This is a genomic window from Shewanella litorisediminis, assembly GCF_016834455.1.
Lineage (GTDB): Bacteria > Pseudomonadota > Gammaproteobacteria > Enterobacterales > Shewanellaceae > Shewanella > Shewanella litorisediminis.
The window spans coordinates 1,298,638-1,321,193 of the sequence record NZ_CP069213.1; the positions used below are offsets into that span (position 1 = coordinate 1,298,638).

A 22,556-nucleotide genomic window follows, 5' to 3' on the forward strand; every position below is an offset into this window, starting at 1 on the left:
GGCTTAGTTTGCGGGCACAGCCTGACGAATGGCCTGTCCTACACAAAGACTGCGGGTTTCGCAGCCACCACCGGCCTCGGTGATGAGGGTGCAGTTTTTGATGATAAGACCGTTGGCGCCCTTATCGGCAGCCTTGCGTCTGGCATCGGTGCGGGCATCTGCCAGGGTTGCAGGTACGTCCTGTGGTGTTGCCTGGCAGGCTTCACCATCCACCAGACCCAGGATTTCATAACGTCCTGTGGGTTGGTTTTCGCCTTCAAAAAGCGTCACTTCACCGGCCTTGAAATACTCATTAAAGGCTTTGGGGTCTAAGTTGCTGGAAAACTGGTAATCAGAAGCACAGGCAGACATTAACAGGGCGACCGCCAAGGCTGTGGCGGTTTTCAACGGGCGTGGGTTCATGATGGGATCCTTTCGGGAGCGGGGCGGGGACATTCCTGCCCCGCCTTGAATGGCAAAATTCTATCGCTTCAGATACTTTTGATAAAGCTGATCGGCGCGGGTTTTCAGGGTTATCTCACGGCCATCGATAAATACCCGCTCAATACGGCTGCTGAGGGGGTCGAGAATATCACCGGCCGACAGCACCAGATTGGCTCTGTAACCCACTTCGATGGCGCCCATATCGGAGACCCCAAGAATACGGGCGGCGTTGAGGGTTACCGCTTTGAGCGCGGCCTCTTTCGACAAGCCATGGGCGGCGGCGTAGCCGGCGGCATAGGGCAGGTTGCGTGCATCCCAATCGCCGCTGTAGCCAATGGCAAAATCGATACCTGCATTCGCCAGGCGGGCCGGAATGCTGAAGGCTTCGTCGATATTGTCATCCCGGTATCTGGGCAGACTGAATACCGAAGGGTACACCACGGCAACGCCTGCGGCCTTAATGGCATCGCCGTGGTGCCAGGCCTCATAACCACCCACCAACACGGCTTTGAGTCGATACTTTTCGATAAAGGCGAGCACTTCGCCGATGGCGCCTGCGGTATTGGCATGGAGGAACAGCTTTGCTTCGCCGCTGAAAAGCGGTGCCATGGCCTCAAAGCGCCTGTGGGTGAGGCCGGGCTCAGCGGCTTTGCGCGCGACAAAGGCGCGGGCCTGGGTGAAGAGGGTATCGATTTGCGCCAGGGCTTCGCTGTGGCTGGTAAGCGCCTTGGTGCGCTCCTCTTCTTTCACCGGCAGATTACCCAGCTCCGGCCAGTAAAGGTGCAGTGCTTTGGGCGTATTGACCAAGGCATCTTCCACTGTCCAGCTGTCGAGATTCACCAGGGCGCTTTGCCCGGCAAGCAGCTCACCACGGGGCACGATTTGCGCGTGTGTGATGCCGTTTTTGCGCAGGGTAGGAATTATCTCGGAGTCAGGATTAAACACCGCCGAAGCCTTAAGCTCGGCATTGTTCAGCCCCACGTCATAGGTGTCCACAGTGGGGCGCACCATCTCAATCTCTACCATACCCACCTGGGTATCCAGGGCAATCAGTCCGGGATAGAGGTGTTTGCCGGTGGCGTCTATCACTCTGGCATCGGCTGCCTGAACTTGCTCGCCCATGGCCTTGATGCGGCCGTTCTCCACCAACACGTTGGTGTTTTCAAGCACCCCATTCGATGCGGTATGCACTGTGGCGTGGGTAAACAGGATGGCTTGCTGCTGCGCCGTGCCCGGCACCATATCGTGGGCCAGGGTGCAGAAGCTTGTCAGGAGCAGGGATAGGGTCAGGATTCTCATTAGTGTGCTCCTTGATGCTGATGTTGGGCACCCTGATAAGTGGCGCGGGTACCAAAGGCGATATAGTGGCTATCGCAATGCCATAAAGGCTCTTGTTTTTGTTCTGGCTGTTCACCGGCCTTTTCAGATTCATCCAGTGACAGAATTTTTGCCACCAGCGCCTCGCGTTCGCTCGCCTGGGCTGCCTGCATTTGTTTGTCGGTTTCCCTGTCGTAGAAGCGCTTGCCATCAATCCACACGGCTTCTGTGCGGGCGTAGACAGACAGCGGATTGGTGTCCCAGAGTACCAGATCGGCCACCTTGCCCTCCTTGAGTGACCCGGTATCTTTATCAATACCCAGTTGCCTGGCGGGGTTAATGGTGATCATCTTCCAGGCATCTTCGGCAGACATGTCGCAGTACATCATCGACTTGGCCGCTTCCTGATTGAGACGGCGCTGCATCTCAAAGCTGTCGGAATTGAGGCTGGTCAGTACCCCGGCCTGATGCATCAGACAGGCGTTCTGCACTATGGCGTCGTACACCTCAAACTTATAGGCCCACCAATCGGAGAAGGTGGAAGCGCCGGCGCCATGGGCGGCGAGTTCTTTGGCCACCTTGTACCCTTCGAGCACATGGGTAAAGGCCTTCACCTTAAAGCCGTAGGTTTCGGCGAGCCGAAGGAACATCAGGATCTCTGACTGTACGTAGGAGTGAATATGGACGTCGCGCTCTTTGTCCAGCACCTCTGCCACCGCCTCGAGTCTGAGATTGGGTCGGGGGCTGACACGCTCGGCCCGGCGGCGTTTATCCAGGGCATTGTAGGCCTTGATATCGCGCTGGTATTCACGGGCGGCATCGAAGGCATCGGCCATCACAGACTCAACGCCCATACGACTTTGGGGGAAACGTATGGTGAAGTCATCTCCCCAGTTGCTCTGTTTGACGTTTTCACCGAGGGCGAACTTGATGCTGGCCGGGGCTCCCTGATACTTAAGGCCTTCGGCATTCACCCCCCAACGCAGTTTAATCAACTGACTCTGACCCCCAATGGGATTGGCGCTGCCGTGAAGGAGCTGAGCAGTAGTCACGCCCCCTGCGAGGGAGCGGTAAAGCGACACGTCTTCAGGGTCAAGGACATCGCCGATACGGACTTCTGAGGTGACCGCATCTGTGCCTTCGTTGGTGCCGCCATTGAGGGCAATATGCGAGTGCTCATCCACGATACCGGCTGTCACATGTTTGCCTGTGCCGTCGATGCGCTGGTAGCCTGGGGGCGTCATCAAGTCAGTGCCGATGGAAAGGATTTTGCCCTTGCTGATGATGATATCGGCGTTTTCAAGCACGCCCTGTGACTCAGAGGTCCAGACTGTTGCCCCCTGAATATGTACCTTGTCTTGCTCGGGTAAAGACTCTCGGCCAAAGGCCACGTTGGGGGAGGTGAGTTTACCCACGTAGCTAATGGACTCGGATGCTGCTGGCGTGTTGTCGGCGCGACTTTCGTTATCTACTTTTTTCAGCGTCAACGGGGTCTGGGTGCCATCGCCGCTATAGGCAACAGCCTTCAGCGCAGGTAAATCCAGAGTGAGTCTGGGCTTGCCTTCAAATCCGGGCAGTTCGATGCGGGTATTGAGCTCAGTTCCGGTGCCTGTTAATGGCGCGGACTTGTCCTCGACCTTGAGTTTCAGCCCTTGCTCATAGGTGACCTCGAGCGGCACCGCTTGGTCGTTGATGGTCACTGTGTAACTGCCGGTAACGGCGAGCTGCTCCCGCGGGATGATGACTTTTTCCTGCCCCTGCAAAAACACGCTCACCAGCTTTCCGTCGCTGAAGGGATTGCCCTGATAAATGGCAAGATCTGCCACAAAACCCGGGCTCAGCTTACCGGCTGTGTCGGCGACACCGGCAATGGTGGCTGCCTGGGTGGTAAGTGCCGCCAGTGCGGTTTGTTCACTCAGACCGGCTTTAATGGCTTTTTGCAATCGTGGCCAGAAATCTTTTTTGTCTTCGATACCATGAAGGGTCAGCGCAAAGCCAATACCGGCTTGCTCCAGGGCCTGGCCGTTACCGGCGGCTCTTTCCCAGTGGCGTAAATCTGCCAGTTTAAGCTGATATTCTGTTCCGGGCTGGCTGACATCCGGTGCTGCCGGAAAGTTGAGTGGCAATATCAGCGGGTAACCTTTTGCTTTTATTTCATCAATCCGGGCATATTCACGGCCATTTCCCAATAAAGCGCCTTTTAACTTGAATTCACTCATTAAACCCGATGCGCGCTGCTGATTATTCAGATCGGGCGTATCAAAAACGAAATAATGCTCCTGGGTATTGCCAAGCCCCTGCAGGGCTGCGTTGAATTCCAGCTGACCCGGGGTGGCCGCAGCTGAGAGTTTACTGCGATTTTCACTATACCAGGCCGCATCCATCAGGGTTTGGCGGATAAGCGCGATGGCGCCCATCAGTGAGCTTGGATAATCCTGAGTAGAGCTGCCTTTATCGAACGAGAGATAATGGTTGGCCTGGGCGCGATACACCAGGTCGTTGGCAATTTTATCGGCCAGAGAAACATGGACGCCCTGGCCACGGAAAATCCCGTCTAATTTGGCCGACTGCACGCTGGTAAAGCCATTATTTATCCAGCTTGATGCGGCATCCTTATCGGGGGCGAAAAAGTGGGCCCATTGTTTCTCAGCGTGCACTGCACCATTGGCAGCATTCCCCCCAATACGTTTTATTTCGTATACCGGTGTACTTTTGGTTTCGGTGGGATACTCAAAGCTAATGCCATATTGGGTAAAGGGGTCGATAAATCCGGGATAGATATCCAAGCCGGCCATTTCTACAATCCGTGCTCCAGCAGGAATGTCGTTTCCGGTCAGTACCCCTTTAATACGGTTGCCTTCAATCAGCAATGTACCCTTTTCCAGGGTTTGCCCCGGCGCCAGGTGTAATTTGGCGCCCTGCAGTGCAATCAGCGGAGTTGGGTCTGAGGTGAGTAATGTTTTTGCGTGGCTGCCAATGGGGAAAAGCGTCAAACCTATCAGCAGCATTGCCAAATTATTGTTATTTATCATTATGAAAGCGTCGCAGTTATTTTGGGCAAAAGTAACTGAGAGGTTAGCGGAATTCGTGGCAGAATGGCAGAACAGAAATGTAAAAAGGTTTTAGACAGAAATAAAAAAGGCCGATGTGTATCGGCCTTTTTATTTGATGACGGCTTAGATAAGGAAGTCATCCATAGAAGCGCCACCTTCAATGGCGTTCTTGAATACGGTTGGCATACGGCCCTGACCGGTCCAGGTGATTTCTTCACCCTCTACCACAATCTTATATTTGGCAGGACGAGGAGCGCGCTTTTTGGCGGCAGGTTTGGCTGCAGTCACACCCAAATCTTCAACAGACAGACCAATTTCAGCCATCTGCTTGCGGATTTCTTCAATTTTGGCGATACGTTCTGCGTTGGCTTTCAATTCTTCTTCGGCTTCAGCTTCGCGCTCGACAATGATTTTTTCGAGTTTGGCGCCAAGATCACGCAGTTCATCCAAAGACAAATCTTTAACAGCTGCTTTCAGACGACGACCGTGGGTCAAAATTTCGAGGAATTCGCTCATGGTAAACTCGCTTCCCAATTTAAATAACAAGGTAATTTTTACATCGAAGGAAATAATAGAAATAAATAATTCGATCTGCAATTAAAAAACCAAAATTATTAAGTGATAACTGTCAAAAGGATTATTTTTTGCTGCAAAATGCGTCTTTGGTCAATCCGCAGCACGGTTTCACTTTGAAAACGGTCAGTTCGGGAACTCAGCTGACATCATGGTCCAACCAATATACTTATGGGTTATGAAGACGCTTTTATCAGAAAAGATAAGCTCCGATAACCCTAAAGTCGTATTGCACCAAAGCATGCGGGATAGTTGCCCAGTCAGAGGTTATTTCTCTTTTGTATTCATTACTCGACGTTTCACTGCACCATTGTCATAAAATTCAATTCCTCCCGGCATATTGTCCTATCTCAGTACTGCAGGCAGGACTCTGTGTGAGACCGAGCTATTGGGCACATCACCTTTTGTTATATGGTTCGCACAACAGACGGTTGCCTCTCGCTTCAGTATCGGGCTGTCAAAGGTCCACGCCATGGACATTGTGGTTGATGCGACAGTAAGCAGAGTAGCGGCAGACATTCGGCATGTTCATAAATCTGGCCAGTGACAAGCCAATGAAACTCGCAAACGCTCGTTTGAGACAGGTTGACGTTTACGTTAACAGCACTTAAAGTTGCGCTATTGTGTGATGCTTACCTGTAAACAGTGGCAAGCGTCACTTCCCCAACTAAAGAAGGTGCAGGAAGGAAACCCTATGAAGATACTGGTGCCTGTAAAGCGCGTTGTCGATGCCAACGTGAAGGTGAGGGTGAAGGCCGATAACACAGACGTGGACACGGCTAACCTCAAGATGGCGATTAACCCTTTTTGTGAAATTGCCGTTGAAGAAGCAGTTCGCCTCAAAGAAGCGGGCCATGCCAGCGAAATCGTGGTGGTGAGTGTGGGCAGCAAGGCAGTGCAGGAGCAAATGCGCACCGCCATGGCCCTGGGCGCCGACCGCGGCATTCACGTCGAGGCCGACGACAACCTGCCTGCCATTTCCATTGCCAAAATTCTTAAAGCCGTTCAGGACAAAGAGCAGGCACAGCTTGTGCTGCTGGGTAAACAGTCCATCGACGGTGACAATAACCAAACCGGTCAGATGCTGGCCGCGCTGATGGATGCACCTCAGGCTACCTTTGCCTCCAAGGTGGTAGTGGAAGGTGGTGAACTGCTGGTCACCCGCGAAGTGGATGGTGGTCTGCAAACTGTGCGCCTGCCAATGCCTGCCATTGTGACCTCGGATCTGCGCCTCAATGAGCCACGCTATGCCAAGCTGCCCGATATCATGAAAGCCAAGCGCAAACCCCTCGACACCCTGAGCCCTGCTGATCTGGGTGTCACCCTGAAACAGCATCAAAAGCTGCTCAGTGTGGCGGCGCCTGCAACCCGTCAGGCCGGTATCAAGGTGTCTTCTGTTGAAGAGCTGGTGGAAAAACTGAAAAACGAAGCAAAGGTGATCTGATATGAGCATTCTCGTCCTTGCAGAACATGATAACGCCAGCCTGAAACTGGATACCGCCAAGGTTGTGAGTGCCGCCAAGGCCATCGGTGGTGATATTCACCTGCTGGTTGCCGGTCACAACTGTGGTGCTGTGGCAGATGCTGCTGCCGCCATCGATGGTGTTTCCAAGGTGTTGGTTGCCGACAATGCCGCTTATGCTGCACATCTGGGTGAAAACCTGGCCGCGCTGATGCTGGATTTGGCCGCCGGTTACAGTCACATTCTGGCCGCCGCCAGCTCAATGGGTAAAGATGCGCTGCCACGTGTAGCGGCGCTGCTCGATGTGGCTCAGCTGTCTGAAGTGGTAAAAGTGGTTGATGCCAATACCTTTGTGCGCCCCATCTATGCCGGTAACGCCATGGCAACCGTGGAGAGCCTGGATGACAAGAAGGTGATGACCGTTCGTCCAAGCGCCTTCGATGCCGCCGCCAACGGTGGCAGCGCCCCGGTGGAAGCGCTGGACAAAGTCTTTACCGCAAAGAGCGCCTTTGTATCTCAGGAGCTGACTGTCTCTGAGCGCCCTGAACTCGGTAATGCCGGTATTATCGTCTCCGGTGGCCGTGGTATGGGCAGTGGTGAAAACTTCGCGCTGCTGGAAAAGCTGGCCGACAAACTCGGCGCCGCCGTGGGTGCATCCCGCGCTGCGGTTGACGCAGGCTTTGTGCCCAACGATCTGCAGGTAGGTCAAACCGGTAAGATTGTGGCGCCACAGCTGTATATTGCCGTGGGCATTTCCGGTGCCATCCAGCATCTGGCGGGTATGAAAGACTCCAAGGTGATTGTTGCCATCAACAAAGACCCTGAAGCACCTATCTTCCAGGTGGCGGATTATGCCCTGGAAGCTGACCTGTTTGAGGCAGTGCCAAAGCTGATAGACTTGCTTTAATTTGTGATCTTGGTCACGATATGCGGCCTGGGGGTAGCTTCCCCCGGGCCGCTTGTGTTTTTATGTGCCGCACGCCTGCACACAGGCGTCCTGAGTAGAGGTGCGCCAAGCATCAGTAACAGTCAACAGGGTGATGCCGTTGACGGGCTGTGAAAGGGCATTGGCGCCGAAGTGGATGTGTGTATCACCGCCTTCCGCTGGGGCCGTTTTCGAAAGAAACGGCACTGCCATAGTATTTTCTGTCGGGATGACAGAGGTAGTAATTACTATGGAGCGCTACTGATAGGACAGGTGTTTTTGGGTATCTTTGCCGTTTCCCACCAGTTCAGTCGCCCTCCATTCGTTTAAAGCGAAGATATTTCAATGACATTGATAAGTTATGCCGACTCGGCGCTCTCCCTGTTGCCGCCGGTGGTGGCTATTGTGCTGGCGGTGTTAACCCGTAAGGTACTCTTGTCCCTTGGCCTGGGTATTCTGGTTGGCACCCTGCTGCTGAATGATTTTGCCCCCCTCGCCAGCGCCGAATTTCTGGCCCACCGGGTCACCAATCTGGTGTGGAGTGATGGCGCCCTTAACAGCTGGAACCTCTATATTCTCGGCTTTTTGTTGCTGCTGGGGATGATTACCGCGCTCATAACCGTCTCCGGCGCGGCCCGTGCCTTTGCCGACTGGGCCAGACAAAGGATCCGCTGTAAGCGCGACGCCAAGCTGCTGACCATGTTTTTGGGCTGTGTGGTCTTTATCGACGACTACTTCAACAGTCTGGTGGTGGGCTCCATTTCCCGCCCCTTAACCGACCGTTACTATATTTCCCGCGCCAAGCTCGCCTATCTGCTGGACTCCACCGCCGCGCCCGTGTGCGTGATTTCGCCGGTTTCCAGCTGGGGCGCCTACATCATTGCGCTGATTGGCGGCATCCTCGCCACCCATGGTATGAGTGAGGCGGGGCATCTGTCGGTGTTTATCCAGATGATCCCGATGAACTTCTACGCCATCTTCGCGCTCTTGCTGCTGCTGTGTGTGGCCTTTATGGGGCTGGATGTGGGGCCCATGAAGGCCCATGAGCAAAACGCCATGCGAGGCAACCTGTATGACGAGTCCAAGGGCACGCCGCCGGGCGCCAGCGCCGACCTGCCTGAGGCCGACAGCGGCCGTATTGCCGGCCTCTTTGTGCCCATCGGCACCCTGGTGTTTGCTACCTTATTTTTTATGATCCAAAGCGGCGCATCTGCCCTTGCCGATGAACAGCTGCCGTTTTCGCTGATTGGCGCCTTTGAGAAAACCGATGTGGGCGGCTCGCTGTTCTTCGGTGCGCTGGTGGGCCTGGGGGTAACGCTGGTGCAGGCCATGATGCAAAAGGTCGAAAGCAAGCTGATTATCACCGCACTCACCCAGGGCGCCCGCTCCATGGTGCCTGCGATTTACATACTGCTGTTTGCCTGGACCATTGCCGGCATTATCGGTGAGCTGGAAACCGGCAAGTTTATGGCAAGCCTTGCCAGCGGCAATATTCCCTTCGCGCTGCTGCCCGCAGCAATGTTTATCCTTGCGGGGCTTACGGCCTTTGCCACCGGCACCAGCTGGGGCACCTTCGGTATCATGCTGCCGATTGCCGCTGATATGGCCATGGGCAGTCACACGGCCATGATGCTGCCGATGCTGGCCGCTGTGCTGGCCGGCGCCGTATTTGGCGACCATTGCTCACCAATTTCGGACACCACCATTTTGTCGTCCACCGGCGCCAGCTGTCATCACATCGACCATGTGGTCACCCAGCTGCCTTATGCGCTCATTGTGGCCGTTATCAGCCTGGTGGGTTACACAGTAATGGGCTTTACCGAGTCAGTGTGGGCCGGATTTGGCGCCACCTCGGTGTTGTTTGTGCTGGCGGTGATAGGTCTTAGAATCAAGGCCGGTAAAGGCTGAATGTCAGTGACTTAACAAGACTTTTAACAATAGAAAAGCCGCTCAGTTGAGCGGCTTTTTTTGTGGCACCGTTTGCGCTGTTTTCAGTGAAGCCGCAGCTTTTTGCAGCAACGGCTTATTTCAGGCCACGGCTTATTTCAGGCCAAGGCTTATTTCAGGCCACGGCTTATTTCAGGCCGCGGCGCTCCAGCAGACCGTCGGTGGTCGGCTCCTGACCGCGGAAGTTGATATAGGCTTCCATCGGCGGCACGCTGTTACCCACTTCACGGATGGCCTTGCGATACTTCATACCAATCTCACGGTTCAGACCGCCCTGGGTTTGCACATAGGCGTAGGCGTCGGCTGCCAGAATTTCAGACCACATATAGGCGTAGTAGCTGGCGCTGTACCCGCCCGGAAAGGCGTGGGCGAAGTAGGTTGAGCGGTAACGTGGCGGTACGGCTTCAATGTCCACGCCGTGCCTTTTCAGCGCGGCGGCTTCGAAGGTGGCAACGTCTTTCAGGCTGTCACCGGCTTTCAGTGAGTGCCATTCCAAATCCACCAGGGCGGCTGACATGTACTCCAGGGTGTCGAAGCCCTGGTTGAAGCTGCGTGACTTGAGCAGCTTGTCCAGCAGTGGCTTTGGCAGTGGCTCACCGGTCTGGTAGTGACGGGCGTAGTTGGCCAGCACCTTGGGATGGGCAGCCCAGTCTTCTTCGAAGGTGGATGGGAACTCAACGAAGTCGCGGGAAACCTTGGTGCCCGCCAGTGTTGGGTATTTCACCCTGGACAACATGCCGTGGGTGCCGTGGCCCATTTCGTGGAACATGGTGGTCACTTCATCGTAGCTGACAAAGGTTGGCTCGCCGTCCGGTGCCTTCTTGATGTTCATCACGTTCACCACCACTGGTTTGTTACCCAGCAGGCCGGATTGGTCCACGAAAGAGCTCTTCCAGGCACCGCCACGCTTGCCGTCACGGGCAAAGTAGTCGGCGTAGAAGATGGCCAGGCTGGTGCCGTCTTCATCGAACATTTCATAGGCCTTTACGTCCGGGTGATACACCGGCAGATCAGGGCGTGGTTTCATGGTCAGGCCGTAGAGTTCCTTGATGGTGTAGAACACACCGTCTTCCAGCACACGGTTGAACTCGAAGTAAGGCTTGAGGCTCTCTTCATCCAGGGCGTACTTTTCCTGACGCACTTTCTCGGCGTAGAAGGCCCAGTCCCATGGCTTGAGCTCGAAGTTGCCACCGGTTTTATTGATCATCGCCTGAATGTCGGCGGCTTCTTTGCGGGTGTTGGCCACGACTTTTGGCACCATGGTGCCAAAGAGCTCGTACACGGCTTCCGGGCTGCCGGCCATTTGTGGCGCCAGGCGGTAGCTGGCCCAGTTGTCAAAACCCAGCAGGGCAGCGCGCTCGGCGCGAAGCTGTGCCAGACGGGCAACCAGCGAGGCGGTTTCGTTCTCGCCTTCCAGGCCTCGGTTGGCAGAGGCTTCGAACACGCGCTTACGCAGCTCACGGTTTTCAAGCTGTGCCAGCACTGGCTGACGGGTGGTGTTGGTGATAGACAGCAGGAACTTGCCTTCATGGCCTGCGGCCTTGGCATCGGCGGCCGCCATACGAATCGCGCTGTCAGACAGACCGGCCAATTCGGCTTCGCTGTCTACCACCACGGCGACTTCCTTGGTCAGGCGGCGCAGGCGCTGCTGGAATTCATCAGTGAGCTTGGAGTGCTCTTCGTTCAGGGCACGGATCTGGGTCTTTTGCGCGTCGGTGAGCTTGGCGCCTGCCATCACAAAGCGCTGGTGGTACACCTCAATCAGGCGCACTTCTTCTTTGGTCAGCCCCAGTTCATTGCGCTGGTTATACAGGCTCTCGATGCGGGCAAACAGGGCGGGGTTTAAGTTGATGTCATCAGAGTGAGCTGACATCAGCGGCGCCATCTTGGCCTGGAGTGCTTGCAGGGTAGGGTTGGAGTCGGTGCCGGCCAGGTTATAAAACACCTTGGAGGTGCGGGTCAGCAGGGCGCCGCTTGTTTCCATGGCAACCAGGGTGTTTTCGAAGTTGGCTGGCTCTGGATTGTTGGCAATGGCCAGGATCTCGGCCTTGTGCTCGGCAATACCCTGCAAGAGCGCGGGCTCAAAGTGGCTGTCCTTGATGGCAGTAAAGTCCGGCGCCTGATATTGCAGCGCGCTTGGTGCGAAGAAGGGGTTGTCAGCACCTATGGTCTGGACAGCGGTGGCTACATCGCCACTGTTAACGCCGCTCTGGGATGGACCAAGGGCGCAGCCGCCCAAAAAGAGAGCGCCGCCTACGGCAAGGGCGATAAGGCTTTTATGCATGGTGTCTTCCTGCTCGTTGTTGTGATTGTGATTTTTGATGACTGGCTAGGCTAGCGAGGCGGCCTTAAATAAGGCTGAATTGTTGTGGGAACTGGCACTGGGGCTGGGGCTGCGTTAAGATAACCCGGCATTTTTATCAGGGGATCTTCGCGTTGGCTCAGCTCTATTTCTACTACTCGGCAATGAATGCCGGCAAATCCACCTCGCTGCTTCAGTCATCATACAACTACCGTGAGCGGGGCATGAATACTTTGGTGCTGACCGCCGCCATTGATGACAGATATGGGGTGGGCAAGGTTGCATCACGTATTGGTATTCAGGCCGATGCCACCGTATTTGGCAGTGAAGATAACCTGATGGACTTGATTGCCACCCACCACAGCCAGCAGCGGTTGCATTGTGTCTTGGTGGATGAGAGCCAGTTTTTGTCCAAGACTCAGGTCCGTCAGCTCACCGATGTAGTGGATAAGCTCGATATCCCCGTGCTTTGTTATGGCCTGCGGAGCGATTTTCGCGGTGAACTCTTTATCGGCAGCCATTATCTGCTGGCCTGGGCCGATAAGCTGGTGGAGCTTAAAACCATCTGTTTTTGCGGCCGCAAGGCCAATATGGTGGTGCGCCGTGATGGTGCCGGTAATCCGGTGCGCGATGGCGCCCAGGTGGCTATTGGCGGCAATGAGAGCTATGAGTCCATGTGCCGTAAGCACTTCAGCGAGCTGGTGTGGGACTGATTATTTCCTGCATCAAAAAAGCGCCCAAGGGCGCTTTTTTGTTGTTCAACGTTTATCGCCAAATCAGGCGTGGGTCAGATACCACTGCCAGTCCTGATGGCCGACTTCAGCCATAAATTGCTGATATTCTGCGCGTTTGATTCTGCCGTAAATGCGGTGGAAATCCTCGCCGAGTACGGTTTTCATCCACTCTGAACGTTCAAAGTTACAGAGCGCCGACAGCCAATCGGTTGGCAGAGTTTGATGTTTGCCTTCATAGCCATTGCCCACTATGGCTGGTCCGGGCGACAACTGATTGCGGATACCATGGTGGCAAGCCGCCAAAATTGCCGCAGCGGCCAGGTAAGGGTTGGCATCCGCGCCGCAGATCCTGTGCTCCACATGGCGGCTTGGCGCAGGTCCACCGGGTACCCGGAAGGACACGGTGCGATTGTTCACACCCCAGGTCTTGGCGATGGGGGCGTAGCTCGCGCTCTGAAAACGGCGGAAGGAGTTGGCATTGGGGCAAAACAGCAGCTGGGCGTCTTCCAGGGTGGCCATCATGCCGGCAATGGATTGGGTTAACCCCGGTGTGCCTTCGGGGTTGTCGCTGGCAAACAGGTTATTGCCATCGGCATCGGCAAGACTGACGTGCATATGCATGCCGCTGCCTGCCAGCTCGCCAAAGGGTTTGGCCATAAAACAGGCCTGCATGCCGTGTTTGGCCGCGACACCCTTGACCAATCTCTTGTAACGCACCGCTTCATCCATGGCCTTGAGTGCATCGAATCTGTGCTCAAGGGTGATTTCTACCTGACCGGGCGCATATTCTGAAATAGCGGTGCGGGCCGGAATGCCCTGCACCTCACAGGCGTGGTAAAGGTCATCCAGGAAGGGTTGCAGTCGCTCCAACTCCAAAATGCCATATACCTGGGTTTGGGTTGGTCTATGGCCATCGCATTGCATCGCAGGCTGGGGTCTGCCATTGGCATCGAAGCGCTGATCCAGCAGGAAAAACTCCAATTCGGCCGCCATTACAGGGTAAAAGCCATCGGCTTGCAGGGAGTCTATTACCCTGGCCAGTACCAGACGGGGGTCGGCCACGGCCGCCGGCTGTCCGGCCTCGGGATGCATGGCAAGATGCACCTGGGCGGTGGGCTGGTTGCGCCATGGCTGCATAAGCAGGCCACCTTCGATGGGAAATGCCATGCAGTCGGCGTCGCCCACTTCCCAAACCAGCCCGGTATCTTCGACATCGTCTCCCTGAACCGTCAGCCCCAGAATGGTGCTCGGCAAAGGGCGACCGTGACGATACATGGACAGGACTTCCTCGCGGTGCAAAAGCTTGCCCCGGGGAATGCCATTGGGATCAATGATAAATACTTCGACGTGTTGAACCTGGGGATGTTTATCCAGAAAGTCTATCGCTTCCTGTGGTTTGGCAAAGGGCATAGCGGCCTCGAGTTAAGCAATCGCAGCTTGGGATACCACAGAACTCCGACAAACTTGGATTGATATTGAACATGTTGTTTTATTTATTTGACAGTATTTCTTGCCTTACCCCTGAAAGTCAATGGGGGACAACAGGCAAAAATCAGCCGGACACGCCACCTTATTCCTTGATGGGCTGAGCGTTATCCATACGCTGGATCAGCGTTAAAAGTGGGGTGTTGCCGTCATTTAAGGTGCTTTTGTGTTATCCTCCTTTGCCTCTCCAGCAATCTGTGCAGGACTTACCCCTAAATCTCAGCTGTTTCTATCAGTGTTGCCGGGGACGAGGTTCTGCCTTAGCCAAGGGAGTTACAATGGCGCTCAAATACAGTATCAATCAGCCGGTTTTCTTCGGCTCTCTCTTTCTTATCACCCTGTTGGTGGCCCTCGGTGCCATCTGGCCTGAACAGGCCCAGCAATGGTTTGGCACAGTGCAACACTGGCTCGAAGTCAAAGCGGGCTGGCTATATGTGCTCGGGGTGGCCGTCTTTCTGGTTTTTATCGTCTTTGTGATGGTGAGCCGTTTTGGCGATATCAAGCTTGGCCCCGATCATGCCGAGCCCGACTACAGCTATAAGAGCTGGATTGCCATGCTGTTTTCGGCGGGCATGGGTATTGGGCTGATGTTTTTTGGCGTGGCAGAGCCTGTCATGCACCTGATTGCCCCCCCGGACGCGGCGCCTGAGTCTATCGAGGCGGCGAGACAGGCGATGAAGATCACCTTCTTCCACTGGGGAATTCATGCCTGGGCCATTTATGCGGTGGTGGCCTTGAGTCTGGCTTACTTTGCCTATCGTCATAAGCTGCCGCTGCTGCCAAGAAGTGCGCTTTATCCCTTGATTGGCGAGCGTATTTACGGGCCTATCGGTGATGCCGTGGATTCCTTTGCGGTGCTGGGCACCATGTTCGGGGTGGCTACCTCCCTGGGCTTTGGGGTGTTGCAGGTGAACGCCGGACTGAATTTTCTCTTCGGTGATAGCGTGCCCATCGACACCCGCTTGCAGGTCGGGCTGATTGTGGTGATTACCCTGATTGCCACCGTCTCTGTGTTTTCCGGGCTCGATAAAGGGGTTAAGCGGCTCAGCGAACTGAATCTCTTCTTGGCGGTGTTGCTGATGTTGGTGGTACTGCTGGTGGGGCCAACGGTTGCACTACTGCAGGCATTTGTGCAAAACACCGGCGCTTACTTGTCTGATATCGTTGGGAAAACATTTAATCTTTATGCCTATCAGCAGAAAAATGACTGGCTGGGTGGCTGGACCTTGCTCTATTGGGGGTGGTGGATTTCCTGGTCGCCTTTTGTGGGCACCTTTATCGCCCGGGTATCCCGTGGCCGCACCATTCGTGAGTTTTTGCTGGGGGTACTCTTTGTGCCCAGTGGCTTTACCTTTTTGTGGATGACGGTGTTTGGGAATTCCGCCATCGACCAGATTATGCATCAGGGAAATACAGTACTGGCCGATGCGGTTTCCAGTGATGTGTCGGTGGCGTTGTTTGTGTTCTTCCAGCAACTGCCGCTCACGTCTCTGCTGTCGGCCGTCGCCCTGTGTCTGGTGGTGACCTTTTTCGTTACATCCTCGGATTCAGGCAGTCTGGTGATTGATAACCTCACCTCCGGCGGTGATATGTCGGCTCCTGTGTGGCAGCGGATTTTCTGGGCGCTGATGCAGGGGGTAGTGGCCTCGGTGCTCTTGCTGGCCGGTGGATTGCAGGCTTTGCAAACGGCGGCCATTGCCAGCGCCATGCCGTTTTTGTTGGTGATGCTGCTGATTTGCCTTGGGCTCTTTAAGGCGCTCCAGGATGACTGGCTTAAGCTCTCCAGCGTGCAGCTGCACCACACCAGCGTGCAGTACGCCAGCACCAACGTCGAATGGCGGGAGCGACTGAAAGTGCTGGTGAATCAGCCTTCGGCCAAGGATGCCCGCGCCTTTATTCGCGGTCCGGCGCGCCAGGCACTCAAGCAAGTAGCTTCCGCCTTTGTGAACGAAGGAATAGACGCCCGTGTGGTGCAGCAGGAAGACAGGGTCAGGTTGCTGATTGCCAGCGACAACCACCCCGACTTTGTGTATGGTCTGCGGCTTAGGCAGTACTCCAAAGTGCCGGTCCATGGCGTTGAAGAGACGGACGAAGATTTCTATCGGGTGGAAGTGTTTTTGGAGCACGGTGGTCAACACTATGACGTGCTCGGCTACACGGTAGAGCAGTTACAGGCCGATGCGGTGACTCAATATGAAAAGTATCTGCATTACCTGCATTTGTCGGTGAGTGAAGCGGTTAATCCGGGCAGCTGATGCTCATCGATTGCGCCCGGTTGATTGGCGCGTTATGCTGCGCCAATCAGAGGCTGTAATCTACTTTTATGACGCAAAGTAAACTCGATAAGGTATTGGCGGCAGAGCGCGAATACCGTGAAAAACGTGAAGGTGGCTATCGCGAAAAGGCGCTGAAGCTCTATCCCTGGGTGTGTGGCCGCTGCGCGCGTGAATTTTCCCATAAAAACCTGTCGGAACTGACTGTGCATCACAGGGACCACAATCACGACAACAACCCGCCAGACGGTTCCAACTGGGAGCTGCTGTGCCTTTACTGCCACGACAATGAGCACTCGCGCTTTGAAGAGCTTATTCGCTATGGCAGCACCCAGGAAGCCAAACAAGAGGCGGCAACTTACAATCCCTTTGCCGATCTTAAATCCCTGATGTCGAATAAGAAGTAATCACATCTTTAAATGAAAAAGGCGCCTTGCAGGCGCTTTTTTTGTTTTTGTCATTGGTCACTTTGGTCTGCCGTAAAACCGCTCAAAATCTGATTGGTTTGCCGCCTTGCTGCCCCTATACTCGGGCGGGATCACAATGATAATCAAGATGGGAATCTGACTATGACAACAGGGAATACACAGGTCTCCAAGACCCGTTCCTTTATGACGGTGTCGCTGATTGAACTGTGGGAGCGTTTTGGCTTCTACGGTATGCAGGCACTGATTGTTTACTTTATGGTGCAGCGACTTGGGTTTGCCGATGAGCGCGCCAATCTGGTGTGGAGCGCCTGCGCTGCCCTCATTTATGTGGCGCCCGCCATCGGCGGCTGGGTTGGAGACAAGGTGCTTGGCACCAAGCGCACCATGCTGCTGGGGGCGGGAATTCTCACCCTGGGTTATGCCCTGATGGCCGTGCCGACCGACAACACCTGGTTTTTGTTTTCTGCCCTTGGGGTTATCGTGGTGGGTAACGGCCTGTTTAAGCCCAATGCCGGTAATCTGGTGCGCAAGATTTACGAGGGTGACGACTCCAAAATCGACAGTGCCTTCACCATTTATTACATGGCGGTCAACGTAGGCTCGACCTTCTCCATGCTGCTCACCCCCTGGATTAAAGACTACGTAAACGCCAACTATGGCGACGGTTTTGGCTGGCACGCCGCCTTTGCCGTGTGTTTTGTCGGCCTGATTGTGGGCATTGGCAACTACATGATGATGCGCCACACCCTGGATGATTACGGCTCTGAGCCCGACCTGCGGCCAGTGGACAAAAGCAAGCTTGCGGCAGTCCTGGGCGCCTCTTTGCTGGCGGTGGTTGTGTCGGCAGTTATCCTCGAGTTTGAAGATATCGCCCGGGTATTTGTGTATGGCGCGGGCCTTGTTGTGCTGGGTATCTTCATCCACCTTATCCGCACCAGTGAAGAGAGCGAGCGGGCAGGGCTCCTGGCAGCGCTGGTACTGACGCTGCAATCTGTGTTCTTTTTTATCTTTTATCAGCAGATGTCCACCTCGCTGGCGCTCTTTGCGCTGCGAAACGTCGACTGGGACTTTGTGGTGATGGGGCAACATCTGTGGACCTGGTCACCGGCGCAGTTTCAGGCGCTTAACCCCATCTGGATCATGGTGTTAAGCCCAATTCTTGCCTGGGCCTATGCCTGGGGTGGCAAGCACAATCGGGATATCTCCATTGCGGCCAAGTTCGCCCTCGGGTTTGCCGTGGTGGCCGCGGGCTTCTTTATCTACAGCGTGGCCGGTGAATTTGCCGTGAACGGCAAAACCTCCAGCTGGGTGATGATCTGGGGCTATGGCGCTTACTCGCTGGGCGAACTGTTGGTGAGTGGTTTGGGGCTTGCCATGATTGCCCGCTATGTGCCCGTGCGCATGGGCGGCTTTATGATGGGGGCCTACTTTGTGGCGACCGGGATAAGCCAGTATCTGGGCGGTGTGGTGGCCAACTTTGCCAGTGTGCCCCAGGGGATTACTGACCCGCTGGAAACTCTAACCATCTACACCAGCCTGTTTAACAAGCTGGGTTTTGCGGCTCTGGGTTGTACCCTGATTGCACTGGCCGTGCTGCCGCTGATGCGCCGGTTAACCCAGACACACCATAGCCATAATGGCAGTTAGCCCGTCGAGGCCTGATAAGGCGTTTTGAGCGGATAGGGCTTGTTGACCCAGTGATGTTTGAATAGCGCCGCCTCGTGCGGCGCTTTTTTCTGATAAAGGAGTGCCCATGAGAATTGCAATAAGCTGGTGTGCTGCGTTGATGATAGGGGCCATTGCCAATGCCCAGGCATTGGAAATCACGGCCCTGTCCGAGCGGCTTTACCTGCACCAAAGTGAGAAAGAGGTGGAAGGCTTTGGCAAGGTCTCCGCCAATGGTCTGGTGCTTGTGGACGGTGATGAGGCCTTTGTGGTGGATACCCCCTGGACGGATGCCGACGCTGAGGCGTTGCTGGCGTGGGCAACGGCTAAAGGCTTAACCGTAAAAGCCGTGCTTGCCACCCACTGGCACGAAGACAGAGCCGGCAGCTTTGGCGTATTTGAAAAAGCCGGGATTGCGACCCTGAGTTCAGATGCAACTCAGACCCTGTTAAAAGCACATCAAAAGACGCCTGCGACCGAGACCTTCAGTGGCGACCACACACGGTATTTTGGCAACAAGGTCGAGGTGTTTTACCCGGGGGCGGGCCATGCGATGGATAATCTGGTGGTTTACCTGCCGGGCGAACAACTGCTCTTTGGCGGCTGCCTGGTGCGGGAGGCGTCAAGCCGGTCTATGGGGTTTTATGGTGACGGCTCCTTGCCTCACTGGCCTGAGTCCATGTCGCGGGTGATAGCGAAGTTTCCTGAGGTGAACACTGTGGTGCCGGGGCACGGTGCGTGGGGCGGCAGGGAACTGCTTGAACATACCAGGATGCTGGCAGAAGCTGCCCTCAAGGCGCAGTGATTGACGTGAGATCTCCCAGAGGGTTAATCGAGCCCCAGTCTCGCTTCTGACTCCAGCCACTTGGCCCTGCTGAGTGGCTGATTATTTTCACCTTCGAGGGCTTTTCTGCGGGCGGGCAGACTGGCCAGGATCTCCAGTTTTCGCTCCTCACTTGCCTGAGACCAACCGACGATTTCATCGATATGACGAAGACAACCCATGCAGTAGTCATCATCATTCAAGCCGCAGCGGGCAACGCAGGGCGACTGTATCATAGGGTTTCTCCAAACTGGCAGCGGGTGTCGGCGAGGCCAGAGTTTACCACCGCAAAGACAGGATTCCTACATCAGCCAGGGCAGCAAAGGGCGTTGCCCTGGCCCACACTGTCAAGGGCCGGGGCCTGAGGGTATAATGATGCCCTGTTTAATTGGGTCACCGCCATGGTGAGGCCCCGTATGAGTTATCCATGTCCCCAGTAGAAAGCGCGCCAAACAATACCCATGTCAGTGAGCCTGCAAAAGATGCTCATGAAGCCTTAGCACATTCGTTCGATGATGCAAAAGGCGGTGTATCCCTGGCGCCCCTGAATCCGGCCTTTGAGCTTCAGTTGCTCAAGGTAGGCCACACCCTGAGCGAGCTTGCCGCTTTACTTATCGATGGCCGCGCGCTGTGGGATATACGCACTTTCAATTGCCAAGACCTGCCGTGGGCGGCGTCTTTTCCGGCCCTGGCATCCTGCGTATTGGCACTGGAAGATGAGGCTCTGGAGGCGCTTGATGCGAGTCAGGATACGTTATACGAGACCTTAAGACCGGCGCTGGAAACTGACCTCAGGCAGGCAGGACTCAGCTGGAACAGCGCGTTGTTTACATGGCGGCTGACAGAGCTGAACGGCACACAGCAGCTTTCTGCCGCCTTACTGCCAGAGCGGCAGCTAAGCCGTTTTGCCGCAGGCATCAAGGGGCGCAAGTGGGAGCAAATCAGCCGGTTCGCAGCGGCGCTCTCACAATCACCCACACCTTACCCGGTCCTGGAGTGGTGTGCCGGTAAGGGCCATCTTGGGAGACTCGTCGGGGCGGTAAGCCACAAGCCGGTGCTGAGCCTCGAGTGGCAGGCTCAGTTGTGTCAGGACGGTGAAAAGGAGGCCCAAAAGCGCGGTGTAAACCAACGCTTTGTGTGTGCCGATGCCTTTTCAGGCGAGGCAGAGTTACTTCAGGGTGAACAGCACGCGTTGGCGCTGCACGCCTGCGGTGAGCTGCATCTGGTTTTGCTGAGACGGGCCGCGGCGGCTCAAACAAGTGCCATCAGCCTGTCGCCCTGTTGTTACCATCTTATCCAGGGGGAGCAGTACGCTGGGCTCAGCGCCAGCGCCAGGGCAACCGGATTGGTGATGGACAAACATGGTCTGCAGCTCCCCCTCAATCACTCGGTCGTCGCCAGTGCCAAAGAAAACCAGGACCGGCTGAAGGAAGTTCAGTGGCGCCTGGGGTTTGACAGTTTGCAGCGTCATCTGCGCGGTGAAGACACTTATCTTCCTTTGCCTTCGCTGCGCCAAAGTCAGCTCTCCGGCAGTTTTGATGCCTTTTGCCGCTGGGCATGTGAGCTTAAAGGAGTGCCACTGCCTGAAGATTTTGGCGGGGAACCATGGTTGGCACTGGGACGCCAGCGCCAGCGACTGACCCGGCGACTGGATTTGGTGGCGCACCTTTTCAGACCAGTGATTGAGCAGTATCTCTTACTCGACAGAGCCGCCTATCTGTTGGAAGCGGGATACCGTGTGAGTCTCAGTGCTTTTTGCCCCGCAGAGGTGACTCCCCGTAATGCCCTGATTGACGCCCGGCGTCCCTGAACCTGAATCTTTACGCCTGCGGCAAAGGCTTTTTCGCTGATTGAAACTTGTCGAAAAGCCGGCGTATTCTCAGGCTCAGTTCAGCAAGGGCTGTTTGAATAGGGGCCCGATTGCGACTCAAGCACCAAGCCAAGGGGTCGGATGAGCCGACTTCAAGGGCGTAAACTTGAGTATTTTGGTTGGCTACAGTGGCATTTCTCTGGATAATGGCCCTTTATTATCGGGCCTTACCGGCATACGGCCGAGCGTGCTTTGCATCCTAGATAACAAGAACTGAATGAAATATTCCCGTGTTTTTATCAACAGCATGGCCTATGAATTGGCCCCTGTTGTGGTATCAAGCTCAGAGCTTGAACAACGTCTCGCCCCCCTGTATCAGAAGTTCCGTATACCCATGGGGCAATTGGCTGCCCTCACAGGTATCCGTGAGCGCCGCTGGTGGCCGCTGGGACATCAATTGTCCGATGGGGCCATTGCCGCCGCCAATAAGGCTTTGAATGAGACAGGCCTGAAGGCGACCGATTTGGGCGCCGTGGTGTACACAGGGGTGTGCCGCGACCAACATGAGCCTGCAACGGCCTGCCGCATTGCAGCCGCACTGGGCGTTGGCCGCGACAGCGCCATCTATGATATTTCCAACGCCTGTCTGGGTGTACTGTCAGGTATTCTGGACATTGCCAACCGCATCGAGCTTGGCCAAATACGTGCCGGGTTGGTGGTGTCCTGTGAGTCGGCCCGTGACATAGTGGATGCCACCATAGAGCGGATGCTGGAAGAGCCCACCATGCAGAATTTTGCTCAGTCGCTGGCGACCCTGACCGGCGGCTCTGGCGCCGTTGCGGTATTGCTCACCGACGGCAGCTTTAACCTTGCTACCGCGCGCAACCATCAATTGCTCGGCGCAAGCCAGCTGGCAGCGCCCGAGCATCATCAGCTGTGCCAGTGGGGGCTTCAGGAAGCCGGTAACCGCCTGTACCGTGAGTTTATGCGTACCGATGCTGTGGCGCTGCTCAAAGAAGGGGTCGAGCTTGCCAAACAAACCTGGCAGCATTTCCTCGGTCAGCGCGAATGGCTGGCAAGCCAGGTGGACAAGGTGATTTGCCACCAGGTGGGCGCAGCCAACCGCAAACAGGTGCTCTCGGCACTGCAAATTCCTGAAGAAAAAGAATTTCCCACCTTTGCCGAACTTGGCAATATGGGCACAGTGTCTTTGCCGGTATCGGCAGCCATTGCCCACGACCAGGGCTTTTTACGCCCGGGAGATCAGGTCAGTTTCCTCGGCATAGGTTCTGGGCTTAACTGCATGATGTTGGGGCTTCGCTGGTAATGGATAATC

Annotated in this window: 17 protein-coding genes and 1 riboswitch; of the genes, 10 read left to right on the forward strand and 7 right to left on the reverse strand. The window is 55.4% G+C overall.

Going from position 1 to position 22,556, the window contains the following annotated elements:
• Positions 1-3: 3 nt before the first annotated feature.
• The 4 genes from rcsF to JQC75_RS05730 all read right to left on the reverse strand — a co-directional run bounded on the left by rcsF (position 4) and on the right by JQC75_RS05730 (position 5,309).
• The gene (rcsF, locus tag JQC75_RS05715) at positions 4-402 is read right to left on the reverse strand and encodes an Rcs stress response system protein RcsF (protein ID WP_380797291.1); all 399 of its coding nucleotides are present in this window, start codon (positions 400-402) and stop codon (positions 4-6) included.
• A 60-nt stretch (positions 403-462) separates the two neighbouring features.
• A complete protein-coding gene (locus JQC75_RS05720; RefSeq protein WP_203326486.1) occupies positions 463-1,722 on the reverse strand; it encodes an amidohydrolase family protein in 1,260 nt (419 codons plus the stop codon).
• A complete protein-coding gene (locus tag JQC75_RS05725) occupies positions 1,722-4,772 on the reverse strand; it encodes an amidohydrolase family protein (protein ID WP_203326487.1) in 3,051 nt (1,016 codons plus the stop codon). The genes JQC75_RS05720 and JQC75_RS05725 overlap by 1 nt, the downstream gene beginning before the upstream one ends.
• A gap of 144 nt (positions 4,773-4,916) precedes the next feature.
• Complete coding sequence (locus JQC75_RS05730) at positions 4,917-5,309, reverse strand: H-NS histone family protein (RefSeq protein WP_203326488.1); 393 nt, start codon at positions 5,307-5,309, stop codon at positions 4,917-4,919.
• 751 nt (positions 5,310-6,060) lie between these two features.
• On the opposite strand from JQC75_RS05730, the gene JQC75_RS05735 reads away from it, so the two are divergent.
• The 3 genes from JQC75_RS05735 (at position 6,061) to JQC75_RS05745 (ending at position 9,661) form a co-directional block, all read left to right on the forward strand.
• Positions 6,061-6,810, forward strand: a complete 750-nt coding sequence (locus JQC75_RS05735; protein ID WP_203326489.1) for an electron transfer flavoprotein subunit beta/FixA family protein — start codon at positions 6,061-6,063, stop codon at positions 6,808-6,810.
• A 1-nt stretch (position 6,811) separates the two neighbouring features.
• On the forward strand, positions 6,812-7,735 hold the full coding sequence (locus tag JQC75_RS05740; protein ID WP_203326490.1) for an electron transfer flavoprotein subunit alpha/FixB family protein: 924 nt from the start codon (positions 6,812-6,814) through the stop codon (positions 7,733-7,735).
• An 87-nt stretch (positions 7,736-7,822) separates the two neighbouring features.
• Positions 7,823-8,022: riboswitch (Lysine riboswitch) on the forward strand.
• Between the two features lie 76 nt (positions 8,023-8,098).
• A complete protein-coding gene (locus JQC75_RS05745; RefSeq protein WP_203326491.1) occupies positions 8,099-9,661 on the forward strand; it encodes a Na+/H+ antiporter NhaC family protein in 1,563 nt (520 codons plus the stop codon).
• A 166-nt stretch (positions 9,662-9,827) separates the two neighbouring features.
• Here JQC75_RS05745 and JQC75_RS05750 read toward each other — a convergent pair whose 3' ends face one another.
• The gene (locus JQC75_RS05750) at positions 9,828-11,984 is read right to left on the reverse strand and encodes a M3 family metallopeptidase (protein WP_203326492.1); all 2,157 of its coding nucleotides are present in this window, start codon (positions 11,982-11,984) and stop codon (positions 9,828-9,830) included.
• 152 nt (positions 11,985-12,136) lie between these two features.
• Here JQC75_RS05750 and JQC75_RS05755 point away from each other — a divergent pair, with 152 nt between their 5' ends.
• The gene (locus JQC75_RS05755) at positions 12,137-12,715 is read left to right on the forward strand and encodes a thymidine kinase (RefSeq protein WP_203326493.1); all 579 of its coding nucleotides are present in this window, start codon (positions 12,137-12,139) and stop codon (positions 12,713-12,715) included.
• Positions 12,716-12,778: 63 nt separating this feature from the next.
• Here the strand turns inward: JQC75_RS05755 and JQC75_RS05760 are convergent, their stop codons facing one another.
• A complete protein-coding gene (locus JQC75_RS05760; RefSeq protein WP_203326494.1) occupies positions 12,779-14,146 on the reverse strand; it encodes a glutamine synthetase family protein in 1,368 nt (455 codons plus the stop codon).
• Positions 14,147-14,499: 353 nt separating this feature from the next.
• Here JQC75_RS05760 and JQC75_RS05765 point away from each other — a divergent pair, with 353 nt between their 5' ends.
• The 4 genes from JQC75_RS05765 to bla all read left to right on the forward strand — a co-directional run bounded on the left by JQC75_RS05765 (position 14,500) and on the right by bla (position 19,392).
• Positions 14,500-16,476: a BCCT family transporter gene (locus tag JQC75_RS05765; RefSeq protein ID WP_203326495.1), complete on the forward strand. Its 1,977-nt coding sequence runs from the start codon at positions 14,500-14,502 to the stop codon at positions 16,474-16,476.
• Positions 16,477-16,544: 68 nt separating this feature from the next.
• The gene (locus JQC75_RS05770; RefSeq protein ID WP_203326496.1) at positions 16,545-16,901 is read left to right on the forward strand and encodes a YajD family HNH nuclease; all 357 of its coding nucleotides are present in this window, start codon (positions 16,545-16,547) and stop codon (positions 16,899-16,901) included.
• Positions 16,902-17,063: 162 nt separating this feature from the next.
• On the forward strand, positions 17,064-18,569 hold the full coding sequence (locus JQC75_RS05775) for a peptide MFS transporter (protein ID WP_203326497.1): 1,506 nt from the start codon (positions 17,064-17,066) through the stop codon (positions 18,567-18,569).
• A 106-nt stretch (positions 18,570-18,675) separates the two neighbouring features.
• A complete protein-coding gene (gene bla, locus JQC75_RS05780; protein WP_203326498.1) occupies positions 18,676-19,392 on the forward strand; it encodes a subclass B1 metallo-beta-lactamase in 717 nt (238 codons plus the stop codon).
• Positions 19,393-19,415: 23 nt separating this feature from the next.
• Here the strand turns inward: bla and JQC75_RS05785 are convergent, their stop codons facing one another.
• The gene (locus JQC75_RS05785; RefSeq protein ID WP_203327135.1) at positions 19,416-19,643 is read right to left on the reverse strand and encodes a DUF1289 domain-containing protein; all 228 of its coding nucleotides are present in this window, start codon (positions 19,641-19,643) and stop codon (positions 19,416-19,418) included.
• A 194-nt stretch (positions 19,644-19,837) separates the two neighbouring features.
• Between JQC75_RS05785 and JQC75_RS05790 the strand changes: the two genes are divergently transcribed.
• Positions 19,838-21,220, forward strand: a complete 1,383-nt coding sequence (locus tag JQC75_RS05790; protein WP_203326499.1) for a class I SAM-dependent methyltransferase — start codon at positions 19,838-19,840, stop codon at positions 21,218-21,220.
• A 277-nt stretch (positions 21,221-21,497) separates the two neighbouring features.
• Positions 21,498-22,547 carry a 3-oxoacyl-ACP synthase III gene (locus JQC75_RS05795; RefSeq protein WP_203326500.1) on the forward strand — a complete coding sequence of 350 codons (1,050 nt, stop codon included), beginning with the start codon at positions 21,498-21,500 and terminating at the stop codon, positions 22,545-22,547.
• The last annotated feature ends 9 nt before the right edge of the window (positions 22,548-22,556 follow it).